Source organism: Amycolatopsis sp. QT-25 (genome assembly GCF_029369745.1).
In the GTDB taxonomy this organism is placed as follows: Bacteria; Actinomycetota; Actinomycetes; order Mycobacteriales; family Pseudonocardiaceae; genus Amycolatopsis.
The window spans coordinates 7,914,129-7,926,993 of sequence record NZ_CP120210.1 but is presented as its reverse complement, the minus strand read 5'-3'; the positions used below and the strand labels follow the sequence as shown (position 1 = coordinate 7,926,993).

Below are 12,865 nucleotides of genomic sequence, written 5' to 3'. Positions count from 1 at the left end.
ACAACTTGTGGGCAACGCGGGAGGGACCGGACAAAAGCACTGGTCAAAGCCTGTGGACATACTGTGGAGAACTTTATTCAACTCCGTCCGGCGTGTCGGGCGAAACTCGTCGTTCGGCGTGTCGCACGAGGGCGCACAGGAGTGCCCTGTGGATGAATGGCACGGAGAGCGGAGGGGTGGCTCGCCCCATCGGCCGGAGCTGAATTCACAACGCGAACAACCTGCCCTGTGCGCTCCGTAGTCGTTCCGCGAGAACCTGCTGGTCGGCGGGTGTGAAGGCGATCCTCGGCTCGCCACTCCCCGGTACCTCTTCGGTCAGCCACCGGCCTTCGGTCGTATCGATGTAGTTCACCGGCCGTTCGATCCGCTGCCGCCCCCCGCTCCGGCCGCGGGCCGCGACGTAGAGGCTGCCGCTCCCCAAACGGCGCAACGCGAGGATGCGGCGAAGCTCGTCCGCCTCCTGGCTTCCGGTGCTCTGCCGTCCGCTGCGAAGTACCTCGAAGCCTTCGTCCTGCGCCGTCGACGACGACCGCGGGGCCTCGACCTGACTCTTCGGGACGGCGATCGGACGGCCGCGTCCCGGCGCGAGCTTCGGGATCTGGTCGAGGAACTCGGTGAGCAGTTCTTCGGGCCGCACGGACGCGAGCGCGATGCCGTCGTGCTCGCTGTGCCGGGCGAGGACGAAACCCTCGCCGCCGGCGCTCCCCGCGAGCAGGGTGAAGCTCAGCGCCTTGCCCTCGAACCCGCCGTCGACCCAGCCGTAGTACTCGAGCGACGGCCTGACGATCGCTTCGAGCGTCGCCTTGAACCCGGCGTGCAGCCCCCGTGCGCCGAAGAGGCCCTGACTCGTCAGTTCCTCATTGGTCCGCTCGTCCTCGGCCCGCTGTGCGTTCTCGTCGTACCAGGTCGGCGTTTCCGACAGGATCGTGTGCGGTTCGCCGCCCCGTCGGCGGATCAGCGTGATGAGGGTGCCGGTCGTTATCGTGACCTGCTTGTCCAGCACCGGAACTGCCCCCTAGTCGTTCATGTTCGTCCAGCCCGGAACAAGACAAGCCGGGCGCGGCCCCAATCTTGGCACGCGCCCGGCCCGCTCGTGCCGACTACTCGCCGATCACCGGCGGTGCGGTGAGTTCGTCGGTGCCGAAGATCTCGTTGGGATCGTCGCCGACGAGGAACTTGGAGCTGCGCTCCTCGTCCTCGGCGCCCTTGCCCTTGGCGCCACCGGCTCCCATTCCGCCCATGCCACCCATCATTCCGCCGGCACCACGGCCCGCTCCGGAACCGGAACCCGCGCCACCGGCTCCCGCACCGGCACCGGCACCGGCACCGCCCATCGCACCCGCGTTGCCGGGCAGGGCCGCGCCACTACCGCCACCGGGACCGAACCCGGGGCCGAAGCCGCCGTCCGGGCCGAAGCCACCCGCACCGGGGATGGCGGTGCCGCCGAAGCCGGCACCACCACCGCCGCCTCCTCCGGCACCGGGGCCGAAACCGCCCGCGCCGGGGATCTTCGGCGGGGTGTAGCCCGACGCGCTCGTCCCGTCGTCCCACGTCGGGGGCTTGTAGTTGCTGCCGGGGAGGTTGGGGTCGTACTGCCCGCCGGGCAGGTGGGAACCAGGCGGGTTCGAGCCGGGGATGTTCGACCCCGGCAGGTTGCTGCCCGGGAAATTCGACCCTGGCGGGTTCGAACCCGGCGTGCCGATACCCGGCATGTTCGAACCGGGGAAGCTCGGCATCCCGCCGGGGGGCATCCCACCGGGCGGCATCGAACCAGGCGGCATCGAACCGGGCGGCATCGAGATGCCCGGCATGCCGTTGTGCCCGTTCCGGTCGCCCTGGCCGTTCCCGTTGCCGTCCTTGTCCTTGCCGTCGCCGCCACCACCGTTGACATCGACGTTCGTGTTCTGCCCCTCCATCTTGTTGTAGGTGGGCATCTTCTTGCCGTTCTCGGAACTGGCCTTGAAGTACTCGTTGAACGCGTCGACGTTCGCTTGACCCTTTTGGTTGTAGTCCCGGATCGCGCGGTCGGTGTCGGTGGTCCACGGGGTGATGGAGTTGAGCAGGTTGTTCTTCGGCGGGTCCTTCGGGACCGGCTGCACCTTCGCCTTCACCGTGGTGAACGCGGTGTTCTGCTCGCCGAGGTACTTGTCGGAGTCCACCAGCTTCTTGCCGGAGTCCTCCATCCACGTCCGCAGCGGATGCGCGCCGGACTGCTGCGCGGCTTCGGCGCTCTTACCGGTCCAGGCGGCGTCCATCTCCTTCGACAGGTTGTCGATGGTGGTCAGCCTGTCCTGGTAGCCGGCCTTGAGCCGGGTCGCCGCGGCCTGCCCCTCCTGGATCGACCCGGTGCCCGGACCGGTGACGATCTTCTCCCAGATGTTGTAGCAGTCGATCTTGCGATCGCCGCCCGACGCTTCGAAATCGCCGGATTTCGTGGTCGCCAGGTTGTAGGCCGAATACCCGGCGATGATCGGCAACAGGAACACGCGTCAGCCCTCCTTCAACGTCTCGATCATCGCTTCCCCCACTTTGCGCGCGACCGGGCACGGATCACTCGCGCCGGGCCCGTTGTCGTACTGCACCAGGATGTTCACGGCCAACTGGTCGGTCACGCCGACGAAGAGGCCGCATTTGCCTTGCTTGCGGCCGTCGAGCGCCGCGGCGTACACCGCCGGGTATCCGGCGACCTCGGTCGGCTCGAAGTACTCGTCGTTGGCCTTCGTGTCGTAGACGTCGCTGAGGCCGTTCTTGTTCGCGAGCACCGGGCTGATCTCGATCTGGTTCAGCCGGTCGTCGGCGGCGAAGATCGAGCAGCCGGGGCCGACGCTCGTGGTCCGCGGCTCGCCTTCGCCGAGACCGAGGTCGGACCGCTTCGCCGCGGAGAGCGCGGAACAGGCGTCGCTCTCGATCGACGAGGTCTTCAACGGGTTCGACACCTTCGGTGCGGAGCCGGACGAGCCGCTCGACGCACTCGGAGAGCCGGTCGGGTAGGACGGCTCCGAAGAGGCGGTGCCGTTCTTGGTGCCCGAACAGCCGGCGACCAGCGCGCCCGCGGCGAGGAGGAGAACGAGGGAACGTCGCATCACACGGCCTTGTGCTTGGTGAGCGAAGCCTGCGTTTCGGCCTCGTTCGTGGCGATCTTCTGCTTCGCGGCGGTCAGCTGGTCGATGTAGTTCTTGACGTAGTCCTGCATCTTCTGGTTCTGCTCCAGGAACGCCTTGCCCGACGGGTTCGCCAGCTTCTCCCAGTCGCCGCTCGCGAACTCCTTGCCGGGCGCCTTGACGTTCGCCATCAGGTTCGCGTCGTTGAAGTCCCGCTTGAGCTCGATCTGCAGGTCCGTCCACTTCTTGATGATGCCGTCGATCTTGTCCTTGTCGAAGGTGAACCCGCCACCGCCCCCGCCCGACGACGGCTGGTCAGGATTGGCAGGCGCGGACACCGTGACCTTCTCCTGCCGGTTCTGCTCGGCGTTGCTGTCGTAAGCCATTGGTTCCAGATCCCCTTTTTGCGTCCCCGTGCCTCGACGTCGAGTCGATCCTAGGACGTGACCCGGCCGGATGGGGTTCCGCGCAAAGCAAAGGGCGGGACCTCTCCGCGATGGAGACGTCCCGCCCTGTGCCGAAGCGGTGTTATTTGGCCTTGACCTCGAGCCGCACGTCGACGCGGACGTCGGGGTGCAGACGAGCGCCGACCGAGTGCTTGCCCACGGTCTTGATGTGGTCCTTCAGCTCGATGACGCGCTTGTCGAGCAGCGGGCCGCCCGCGGCCTTGATCGCGTCCACGATCTCGGCGGTGGTGATCGAACCGAAGAGCTTCTTCGAGCCCTCGGCCGCCTTGCCGCTCAGCTGGACGGCGCCGAGGCCCTCCAGGGTCGCCTTGATCTCCTTGGCGTGGTCGAGGTCGCGGATGCGACGGCTCTCCTGCGCCCGCTTGATCGTGCGCACGTTCTTCTCCGCACCCTTGGTGGCCACGATGGCGTAGCCGCGGGGGAGCAGGTAGTTGCGCGCGTAGCCGTCCTTGACCTCGACGATGTCGCCGGGCCCACCGAGGTTGGCGACGTCGGTGGTGAGAATGATCTTCGCCATTGACGTGCCTCCTTAGCGTGCGGTCGAGGTGTAGGGCAGCAGCGCCATCTCGCGGGAGTTCTTGACCGCGATGGCGATGTCACGCTGGTGCTGGCTGCAGTTGCCGGTCACCCGGCGGGCGCGGATCTTCCCGCGGTCGGAGATGTACTTCCGAAGCAGGTTGGTGTCCTTGTAGTCGATGTTCTCCGGGCGGCCCTTCTTCTCGGCCTTGCAGAACACGCAGACCTTCTTCTTGGGCTTGCGGATGGGTGGCTTGGCCACGGTAGTTCTCCTGGATTTCTACGTAGTGGTTGTCTCGAGGCGTCTCGCGGAGCTCTCGCCCGCGGCGGATCGCCTGATCAGAAGGGCGGCTCGTCGGAGAAGCCGCCGCCGCCACCGCCGCCACCGGCGGGCGGGGCGGAACCCCACGGGTCGTCGGCGGGCGGGCCGGACTGGCCGCCACCGCCGCCGCCACCGAAGCCGCCGCCTCCACCGCCACCGGTGCCACGGCTGACCTTGTTCACCTTGGCGGTGGCGTAGCGCAGCGACGGGCCGATCTCATCGACCTCGAGCTCGACGACGGTGCGCTTCTCGCCTTCCTTGGTCTCGAAAGACCGCTGCTTGAGGCGCCCCTGCACGACGACACGCGCGCCACGCGTCAGCGACTCGGCGACGTTCTCGGCCGCCTGACGCCAGATGTTGCAGCGCAGGAACAGGGCCTCGCCGTCCTTCCACTCACCGGACTGCTTGTCCAGTGTGCGCGGGGTGGACGCGACGGTGAAGTTCGCGACCGCCGCACCGGAAGGGGTGAAGCGAAGCTCCGGGTCGGACGTGAGGTTGCCGATCACCGTGATGACGGTGTCTCCAGCCATCGGGAAGTCCTTCGGCTCAGGCCTTGGCGGCGGCGGTCGCGGCGCGCTTGATCTCGCGGCGCATGACCTTGGTGCGGAGCACGGTCTCCTGCAGCGAGAGCTGACGGTCCAGCTCCTTGACCGCTTCCGAGGTCGAGTTCAGGTCGAGGAGCGCGTAGATGCCCTCGGCGTGCTTCTTGATCTCGTAGGACAGCCGGCGGCGTCCCCAGACGTCGACCTTCTCCACGCTTCCGCCCGAAGTACGGATCACGTTGAGGAAGGTGTCCAGGGTCGGGGCCACCGTACGCTCGTCGAGCGTGGGGTCCAGGATGACCATTACCTCGTAATGGCGTGACACAACCACTCACCTCCTATGGGCTCGCGGCCACGGACTGTCCGTGGCAGGAGGGTTTGTCCAGGTAAGCGTACCTGGCGGCTTCTCGCCGGTCCCGAACGGGCGTCAGGAGACGCGGCGCAGGACCCAGGTGCGGACCAGCGCGGCGGTCACGCCAGCGAGCACGAGCACCGCGAGCAGCATCGGCAACTGGACGTCGCCGGGCAAGCCGTCGGACGCGAGCGCTTCGGCGTTGCCGGCGTTGCGGACGTCGGGGCCGCCCTGTCCGGCCTGGCCGTCGGTGCCGAACTGCGGGGCGGCTTCGCCGGGAAGCGGGCTGTTGGCCGGGTAACGCACGCCCGGCGCCACCGCGACACCCGGCTGCGCGACCGGGAGGTTGCCGTACTCGCGCGGCGGGGCGTGGCCGGTGCCGTTGCTGCCGCCGGACAGCAGGCTCGGCGAGGACGGCAGCGCGTGGGTGCCGCCGCCGTTGCCACCCTGCCGCGGGGTGGTGGTGCCCGGCGTCGGCAGGACCGGCGCGACGTAGTTCGTGGCGACCGTCGTCAGGCCGCAGCTGCCGGCGACCTTGTGCTCGATGGAGTCGAGGGTCTTCTCGGGGTTGAGCCCGAGGCCCCAGGACTTGGTGTTCTTGACCGCCTGCCGCACGGCCGCGCCGATCGCCTTGCCCTCGACCGCGCCGCCCGCGGCGTTCGGGACCGCGCCGACGCCGATGGTGTTGACCTTGGCGATGTCGTTCGCGGCGACGTCGTAGAGGGCCAGCGTGCCCGCTTCCCGCGCACCGGCGCGCACCAGTTCCCTGACCGAGGTGCCGGTGATCGCGACGGAGTCGCCCATCCCGCCGTTGACGGTGCCGCTGCACGCGTTCGCCAGGGTGGTGGCGGCCGAGGCGGTGCCCGCCGTCAGGAGCGCGCCGCCGGTGACCATGGTCGCGAGTGCGGTGACGGTGAGCGCCTTGCGGGTGGTCTGCCAGATGGTGGTCTTCCGCACGAGCGCGATCCTTCGGGTCGGTGGGGGCGTGTGGCAGTGCGTCAGAAAGCACTGCGACGGGGACAACGAGGGGATGATCAGGAAGATACTAGGCGGTAGGACTAACTTGAAGCGGCCATTCGGCGTAGAACCCAGGTGCGGACAAGGCCCGCGCTGACTCCGGAGAGTGCCAAAACGGCGAGCAGCAGGGGCAGTTTCCCGTCCTGAGTGAATCCGTCGCCGACATTCGGTAGTGCTTCGGCTTGTCCTGCGGTTCGGACGTCCGGATTGCCGTTCTGGTTTTCGGTGGCCACACCGAACTGAGGCGCGTAACCCGGGATCTGTCCGCCGTACCGGAGGCCGGGCGACGGACTGAAGAGGCCGGCCGTCGCCATCGGGATGGAGCTGTAGTCGCGCATCGGGGCGTAGCCCGTGTCGACGCCCCACGGCAGGCTGCCGAAGTTCGGGGTGAAGGTGCCGGGCAACAGCGGGCTGTTCACCACCGGGATGCCGCCCGCCGGCGTCCCGCCCGGTGCCGGAGCGCCGGGTCCGCCTGTCTGCGGGCCGCCGCTGCCGGGCGTCCCCGGAGCGGGTTTCCCGGGCTGCGGCGGGGTTCCGGGAGCGGGCTTGCCGCCGCCGGTCAGTGCCCGGGTGGTGCCGGAGACGGCGCCGTTCAGCGCTTCGGCGGCGGGTTCGCCGACGACCGGGACCGGCGCGACGACGACGTTCACCACGGTCACCGTCACCCGGCAGACCGTGCCGAGCAGCGCGTTGATCGTGCCCGTGAGCACTCCCGAGACCGGACCGGCTTGGCCCAGGTTGAGGGGAATGCCGAGCAGCGGCGTCTTGCCGAGGATCGTGTCACCGGTCTTCGCGGTCACCGATCCGCCACAGGTGGCGGTCTTGGTCTCGGCGGCGGCGGCGGCCGTGCCGGGCATGGCGAGGGCGGCCGAGCCCGCGAGAATGAAGGCCGACGCACCCAGGGCGGTCGCCCTCCGTGTCCGTTCGCGCATGCCTTCGACTCCTCCGTCGTCGGGGTCATCCACCGGTACAACGACGCTAAGGGAGACGGGTGACGCCCGCTCACTCGAACAGGTCGGGCATTCGAGTGGAGCGGGCGTCACCCGGGGTGAGAATCAGGCGGGCTTACCCCGCAGCCAAGCACGGACGAGACCCGCGGCGACGACGGCCAGCGCCAGCACCGCGAGCAACAGCGGCAGCCTGGCCGGGGCGACCGGCGCCGGCATGGCCTGCGCGTTGCCGGTGTCCTCCTCGTCGACGGTGGGCGGCGGCACCTCGCCGGGGACGCCGGGGACGATCTGGGTGATCACCGGCGCCTGGACGGAGCTGCCGGGGAGCAGCGCCGCGTTGCCGATCACGCCGGCGATCGAGTCACCGCCGAGGCCGGTGGAGGAACCAGGGCCCATTTCCACCGGCAGTACGCGGTCCGGTCCGCCGGGCTGACCCGGTCCCGGCTTCGGTGGCTCGGGCTGCGGGGGCTGGGGCTGCGGGGGTTGGGGCTTCGGCGGTTCCGGGTTCGGGGGTTCCGGGTTCGGCGGTTCGGGCCTGGGCGGCTCGGGGACTTCCGGGAGCGGGAGTTCGTCGGCGACGCCCTGGGGCAGGTTCCCGACCGCGTTCACCGCGCCCTGCGCGGGCTTGCAGACGCCCTGCGCGGCGAGGTCGCCGACCGCGTTGTCGGTGAGGCCCGTCGCCTTGATCAAGTCGCCGACCGGCAGCGAAAGCAGCGGCTTCCGGCCCTCGGCTGTCTTGGCCTTCGAGTCCAAACCGACCGTCAGCGCCTCGGGCGAAGCGAGCGGTGCCGCCGCGTCGAGAACGAGGCCGTTGCCGGACTTTCCGTTCTGCAGCGTCGCACCGCATTCGCCGGACAGGGTCGGATGCGGTTCCTCGGCGGCCGTCGCGGTCGTCGGGAACGCCAATCCGGCCGTGACCGAAAGCGCGAATCCCCAAGCCGTGAGCCGCCCGGCAGTCTTCCCCATCGAGTTCGTCCTCCGCCCCTCAAGACCCAACGCGATTTAACGGAACGCGCTCACGCTACCCCACGAGCGTGACCGACCGGGGTGCGTCGGGCGGAATCACCCGGGGGTAATTCCGCCTTCCTCCCCGCCACCGCCCTCAACGGAGGAGCTTCGCTCCGCGTAGATTCCTCCAACATGAAAATCGGTGCTCATGTCCGCGACGACGATCCGCTGACCGCGGTCGCCGAGCGCGAAGCCGAAGTCCTCCAGTTCTTCCTTTCCGATCCGCAGGGCTGGAAGGCTCCCAAACCCCACCCGCACGGCGAAGCGATCAAGGAATCGCCGGTCGAGGTGTTCATCCACTCGCCCTATCTGATCAATGTGGCGTCGATGAACAACCGCATCCGCATCCCTTCGCGGAAGACCGTCACCCAGCACGCGAACGGCGCCGCCGAAATCGGCGCGAAAGGGCTCGTCGTGCACGGCGGCCACGTCGGTTCGGGCGACGACGTCGAAGAAGGCCTCGTCAACTGGCGCAAGCTTTTCGAGCGTGAACAGGAAAAGGGCGGCTTCGCCGTGCCGATCCTGATCGAGAACACCGCGGGCGGCGACAACGCGATGACCCGCGACCTCGACACGATCGCCCGTCTGTGGGACAAGGTCGGCGAATTCGGGGCGGGCTTCTGTTTCGACACCTGCCACGCGTACGCGGCGGGCTGGGACCTGACCGAGGCGGTCAAGAAGGTCAAGGCCATCACCGGCCGGATCGACCTGGTGCACCTCAACAACTCGCGCGACGAGTTCGGCTCCACGCGGGACCGGCACGCGAACGTCGTCGGCGGCGACGGCACGATCGACCCCGAGGTGCTGGCCGCCGTCGCGGCCGAGGCGGGCGCGCCGGTGATCGTCGAGACCCCGGCCGGCGGCCAGGCCGCGGACATCGCCTATCTCCGGAAGCACGTCGCCTCCGCCTGACTCCCCCTTCGCAATTGGTCACCTACTTGCGCCGGCAACGGGGCGCAAGTAGGTGACCAATTGCGGTTTCGGACCTGGGCGGGAGAGCGTTCCCTCTCCGGAGGGAGTCCCGCTCGCGCGGGCACCGGAAGGCTCGACCTCGACCGGGAAGCACCCGGTGCTGGAGGGAAAGCCATGAACATCAGGTCGAAGATCGCCGCGGTCGCCGTACTCGCCGTCGCGGCGGGAACGCTGGGGGCGACACAGGTGAACGCGGCTCCGGGGCCGGGAGCGACCGTCGTCGGCTCGGCGGGCGGGCCGCTGACGTTCCCCGGTTACGGGGCCGACCCGGTCCGCTTCGATTTCGCCGCTTTCGGGGAACCGGGGAAATCGTCGGGCCGGTTCCACGTGAACCATCTGACCGAGGACGGGAAGCTCGTCGCCGATTTCGACGGCAAGGTCGACTGCGTCTCGCGGGAAGGCGACCTCGCCGTCTTGACCGGCGTGATCGAACGCGCCGACATCCCCGGGCTCCCGGTGAACCTGATCGGGCGCCGCGTCGGCTTCTCGGTACGGGACGTGCCGCGCGGCCACGACCGGATCGGCTGGAGCTGGGCGTACGGCTCGTTCGAGCAGGACGTCCTGCCCTGCACCGGACCGGTGCCGTTCTTCGCGACGAGCACGGGCGGCTACCTCGTGCGCTGAATTTGCTTGGCCTTCCCACCACGGGAGGGTCGAACCTGGGCCGTATGAGGAATCGGACCGGGTACCGGGCGGAGGACGGCGAGCACGTCGTCCCCGCGCCGGGAACCCGTGGTCAGGCACTGGCCGTGTTCGGCTACCCGCTCGGCGGACCCGCCGCTTTCGACGACTCCGCCGCCCTGCTGGAGGCGGCGAGGATCGCCGAGCGCCGGCCGCCCACATCGGGGGCACTGTCGAGGAAACCACCGATCGGATCGTCGTCCCCGGCGGCGCGGACGGGGTCTTCGCGCGGCTGGTAGATCTCCCGGATCACCAGCGCGCAGAGGCCGACCACCGCGAGGTCGCGGACGACGACGGCACCGAGGAACCAGTCTTCGGGCAGTCCCTTGTTGTCGACGCCGAGGTAGTACATCATCCGCGGCGCCCAGACCAGCGCGTCGAGGATCATCCAGCCGAGCAGCAGCCGCCAGCGCGGGATCGCGAGCACCGCCAGCGGCACCAGCCACAGCGAGTACTGCGGGCTCCACACCTTGTTGGTCAGCAGGAACGCGGCCACCACCAGGAACGCGAGCTGGCCGAGCCGCGGACGGCGCGGCGCCTTCAGCGCGACGTATCCGATGCCGGCGCAGGCGGCGAGGAACAGCACCGCGACGACGGCGTTGAGCACGACCGGTGTCTGGCCCGCGGTGAGCTTCCCGTCGAAACCGGCCCAGCCGGAGAGCTGGGAGATCACGTTGTAGAGCGAGTCCGGGTCCATCGGGCGCATCGTGTTGAGCCGGAAGAACTCCCACCAGCCGGTCGGCGCCGCGAGCGCGAACGGGACGTTGACCACCACGAACGTCGCCGCGGCGAGTCCGGCGGTCAGTGCCCACTGTCTGACCTTGCCCGCGCGCAGGCACAGGAAGAACAGCGGGACGAGCAGCAGCAGCGGATACAGCTTCGCCGCCGCGCCGAGCCCGAGCAGGAACCCCGCGACCTCGGGCCGTCGCCGGGCCCAGGCGAGCAGCGCGGTCGCGGTGAACGCGGTCGCGATGGCGTCGAAGTTGGTGAAGACGTGCGCCAGCGCCAGCGGCGAGAGCGCGACCAGCGCGGCGTCCCACGGGCGGCGTTTCACCGATCGGCCGGTCGCCCACACCGTGACGAGCCACGCCATCGCGAGCCAGAGCGCCGAGATGTCGAAGTAGACGGCCACCGGCAGCGCGCCGGGCAGCCAGCCCGATTCCGCGACCGAAAGCCAGGCCTCGGTGAGTTTCGCGTTGATCCACTGGAACAGCCCGGTCGCGACCGGGTACTCCATGTACCGCGTGGTCTCCTTCGCCGTCCCCGCGTTTTCGGTCCACGAAGTCACGTACGGGAAGGTGTCCGGATCGTTCAGCCGCTCGGAACTGTAGAGCGGGATGATGTCCGAGTAACACATCGCGACGAACGGACGGCCCGCCCGCCAGTCGAGCTGATGGGTCCCGGAGTCGTCGGTGTACTGCTGGATGCACGACGCCTTGCCGAACCACGAGAGCAGCAGCGCGAGACAGGCCAGCAGCAGCCCGGCCCGCTGCGGCGACCAGAACCAGTGCCGCCCCACGGCCGCGTGCTCGCCGAGCGGGCCGCCGATCGGCCGGGTGGCCGCGGCCACGAGCGGTTCGTTCCAGCTCGGGATGACCCGCTCGCCGGGGGTGAGGGAGAGCTGAGCCTCGGGCTGGGTCGTCTGGTCGGACACGAGGCGGATGGTAGCGCCTGTCCGGGTGACCACCCGGTGATGTCGCCGCTCGGCCGGTCCGGGCTGCCTGTGCCGCCGTCGGCTTCTGCGGCGTGTCGTCCATTCAGTCACGTGAGTCGTCCACTTGAGCACGCGTGTCGTCCCGCCGATCACGCGAAGGCGACGTCTCCGCTGTCGTAGAACCCGGCCAGCACCTCCGCGGCCGCGCCGAACGCGACGACGTCGTCGCCCATCTCGTCGAGATCGACCTGGATCCGTTGCCAGTGCGGCAAAGGCAGGAGTTCCCGCAGGCGCGCGGCGACCGTGTCGCGGTACACCTCGGGTTCCGCGCGGACCGCACGCCCGGTGAGCACGACACGTTCGAGGTCGAGCACCTGGACGAGGTCGGCGAGCCCGATCCCCAGCAGCCCCGCCGCCTCCTCGGTGGTCGCCGCCGCGTTGTGCAGCACCTCGACGCAGCCTCGGCGGCCGCACGCGCACCGCGGTCCGTCGAAGGCGAGCGTGGTGTGCCCGAACTCGCCGGCGTTGGTCCGCGGCCCGCGGTACAGCCTGCCGTCGATCAGCAGGCCGACGCCGATCCCGGTGCCGACGAGCACGACGGCGGTCGCGGTCTGGTCGCCGCCGGTCCACTGCTGGGCGAAGGCGGCGGCGTTGGTGTTCTTGTCGAGCCGTACGGGCAGTCCGGTGCGTTTCGCGAGCAGGTCGCGCAGGGGGACGTGGTGCCAGCCCGGCATGTTCGTGGCGTCCCGGATCACCCCTTCGCGGTGGTCGAGCGGGCCGACGGAGCCGACGCCGAGGCCGAGGACGCGTTCGCGGTCGACACCGTCGAGTAGTGCTTCGGTCGCTTCGCCGAGAGCGGAGACTGCCTGGTCGGGCGTGAATCCAGGCGACAGCGGCCCACCATGCGACGCGACGATCTTCCCGGTCAGGTCGGTGATGAGCACCCGGAACGAGTCCCGGTCGAGCTGGGCACCGAGCGCGGACCGGGCGGCCGCGCGGACACGCAGGAGTGTGCGCGGTTTGCCGACCCCGGAGGCGGGCTGTCGTTCTTCGTCCAGCAGGCCGGCTTCGAGCAGTTCGGGGACGATCTTCGAGACGGCCTGCTGCGTGAGCCGGGTGCGGCCGGCGAGTTCGACGCGGCTGAGGCCGCCCGCGCGCAGGATGTGCGTGAGCAGCAGCGCCCGGTTGTGCTGGCGCAGGCCGCGCAGATTGACCCCGGTCTCCGGCATGGCGCGCATCCTGCCATGACTGGCCTATTAAGCAACACTGTTGTTCAATAGGGG

15 protein-coding genes are annotated in these 12,865 nt (G+C 69.5%); 2 read left to right on the top strand and 13 right to left on the bottom strand.

Going from position 1 to position 12,865, the window contains the following annotated elements:
* Positions 1 to 205 precede the first annotated feature (205 nt).
* From P3102_RS37440 to P3102_RS37390, 11 genes are all read right to left on the bottom strand, one after another.
* Positions 206 to 1,003, bottom strand: coding sequence for an ESX secretion-associated protein EspG (locus P3102_RS37440; protein ID WP_276365385.1), 798 nt, complete (start codon positions 1,001 to 1,003; stop codon positions 206 to 208).
* Between the two features lie 97 nt (positions 1,004 to 1,100).
* Complete coding sequence (locus P3102_RS37435; RefSeq protein ID WP_276365383.1) at positions 1,101 to 2,486, bottom strand: PPE domain-containing protein; 1,386 nt, start codon at positions 2,484 to 2,486, stop codon at positions 1,101 to 1,103.
* Positions 2,487 to 2,489: 3 nt separating this feature from the next.
* On the bottom strand, positions 2,490 to 3,083 hold the full coding sequence (locus tag P3102_RS37430) for a DUF3558 domain-containing protein (protein WP_276365382.1): 594 nt from the start codon (positions 3,081 to 3,083) through the stop codon (positions 2,490 to 2,492).
* Positions 3,083 to 3,487 (bottom strand): hypothetical protein, encoded by a 405-nt coding sequence (locus tag P3102_RS37425; RefSeq protein WP_276365380.1) that lies wholly within the window; start codon positions 3,485 to 3,487, stop codon positions 3,083 to 3,085. Before P3102_RS37425 ends, P3102_RS37430 begins: the two co-directional genes overlap by 1 nt.
* A gap of 142 nt (positions 3,488 to 3,629) precedes the next feature.
* Complete coding sequence (rplI, locus tag P3102_RS37420; protein WP_276365379.1) at positions 3,630 to 4,085, bottom strand: 50S ribosomal protein L9; 456 nt, start codon at positions 4,083 to 4,085, stop codon at positions 3,630 to 3,632.
* Positions 4,086 to 4,097: 12 nt separating this feature from the next.
* Positions 4,098 to 4,346, bottom strand: a complete 249-nt coding sequence (rpsR, locus tag P3102_RS37415; protein ID WP_005168122.1) for a 30S ribosomal protein S18 — start codon at positions 4,344 to 4,346, stop codon at positions 4,098 to 4,100.
* A gap of 77 nt (positions 4,347 to 4,423) precedes the next feature.
* Complete coding sequence (locus tag P3102_RS37410) at positions 4,424 to 4,936, bottom strand: single-stranded DNA-binding protein (RefSeq protein WP_101611516.1); 513 nt, start codon at positions 4,934 to 4,936, stop codon at positions 4,424 to 4,426.
* Between the two features lie 16 nt (positions 4,937 to 4,952).
* Positions 4,953 to 5,273, bottom strand: coding sequence for a 30S ribosomal protein S6 (gene rpsF, locus P3102_RS37405; protein WP_276365376.1), 321 nt, complete (start codon positions 5,271 to 5,273; stop codon positions 4,953 to 4,955).
* A 102-nt stretch (positions 5,274 to 5,375) separates the two neighbouring features.
* Positions 5,376 to 6,257, bottom strand: a complete 882-nt coding sequence (locus tag P3102_RS37400) for a hypothetical protein (protein ID WP_276365374.1) — start codon at positions 6,255 to 6,257, stop codon at positions 5,376 to 5,378.
* Between the two features lie 101 nt (positions 6,258 to 6,358).
* A complete protein-coding gene (locus P3102_RS37395; RefSeq protein ID WP_276365373.1) occupies positions 6,359 to 7,249 on the bottom strand; it encodes a hypothetical protein in 891 nt (296 codons plus the stop codon).
* 123 nt (positions 7,250 to 7,372) lie between these two features.
* Complete coding sequence (locus tag P3102_RS37390) at positions 7,373 to 8,233, bottom strand: hypothetical protein (RefSeq protein ID WP_276365371.1); 861 nt, start codon at positions 8,231 to 8,233, stop codon at positions 7,373 to 7,375.
* A 174-nt stretch (positions 8,234 to 8,407) separates the two neighbouring features.
* On the opposite strand from P3102_RS37390, the gene P3102_RS37385 reads away from it, so the two are divergent.
* Both P3102_RS37385 and P3102_RS37380 read left to right on the top strand, forming a co-directional pair.
* Entirely contained in the window at positions 8,408 to 9,187 is a 780-nt protein-coding gene (locus tag P3102_RS37385; RefSeq protein WP_276365370.1) for a deoxyribonuclease IV, read from the top strand.
* 174 nt (positions 9,188 to 9,361) lie between these two features.
* A complete protein-coding gene (locus P3102_RS37380; protein WP_276365368.1) occupies positions 9,362 to 9,871 on the top strand; it encodes a hypothetical protein in 510 nt (169 codons plus the stop codon).
* Positions 9,872 to 10,004: 133 nt separating this feature from the next.
* Here the strand turns inward: P3102_RS37380 and P3102_RS37375 are convergent, their stop codons facing one another.
* Together P3102_RS37375 and P3102_RS37370 are read right to left on the bottom strand one after the other, a co-directional pair.
* Entirely contained in the window at positions 10,005 to 11,582 is a 1,578-nt protein-coding gene (locus tag P3102_RS37375; RefSeq protein ID WP_276365367.1) for a glycosyltransferase 87 family protein, read from the bottom strand.
* A gap of 149 nt (positions 11,583 to 11,731) precedes the next feature.
* Positions 11,732 to 12,811: an ROK family transcriptional regulator gene (locus P3102_RS37370; protein WP_276365366.1), complete on the bottom strand. Its 1,080-nt coding sequence runs from the start codon at positions 12,809 to 12,811 to the stop codon at positions 11,732 to 11,734.
* Positions 12,812 to 12,865: the final 54 nt, after the last annotated feature.

Coding starts and splice junctions, on each gene's coding strand:
- P3102_RS37370 (WP_276365366.1), bottom strand. CDS start 12,811: ATGCCGGAGACCGGGGTCAATCTGCGCGGCCTGCGCCAGCACAACCGG.
- P3102_RS37430 (WP_276365382.1), bottom strand. CDS start 3,083: ATGCGACGTTCCCTCGTTCTCCTCCTCGCCGCGGGCGCGCTGGTCGCC.
- P3102_RS37390 (WP_276365371.1), bottom strand. CDS start 8,233: ATGGGGAAGACTGCCGGGCGGCTCACGGCTTGGGGATTCGCGCTTTCG.
- P3102_RS37425 (WP_276365380.1), bottom strand. CDS start 3,487: ATGGCTTACGACAGCAACGCCGAGCAGAACCGGCAGGAGAAGGTCACG.
- P3102_RS37395 (WP_276365373.1), bottom strand. CDS start 7,249: ATGCGCGAACGGACACGGAGGGCGACCGCCCTGGGTGCGTCGGCCTTC.
- rplI (WP_276365379.1), bottom strand. CDS start 4,085: ATGGCGAAGATCATTCTCACCACCGACGTCGCCAACCTCGGTGGGCCC.
- P3102_RS37410 (WP_101611516.1), bottom strand. CDS start 4,936: ATGGCTGGAGACACCGTCATCACGGTGATCGGCAACCTCACGTCCGAC.
- P3102_RS37380 (WP_276365368.1), top strand. CDS start 9,362: ATGAACATCAGGTCGAAGATCGCCGCGGTCGCCGTACTCGCCGTCGCG.
- P3102_RS37385 (WP_276365370.1), top strand. CDS start 8,408: ATGAAAATCGGTGCTCATGTCCGCGACGACGATCCGCTGACCGCGGTC.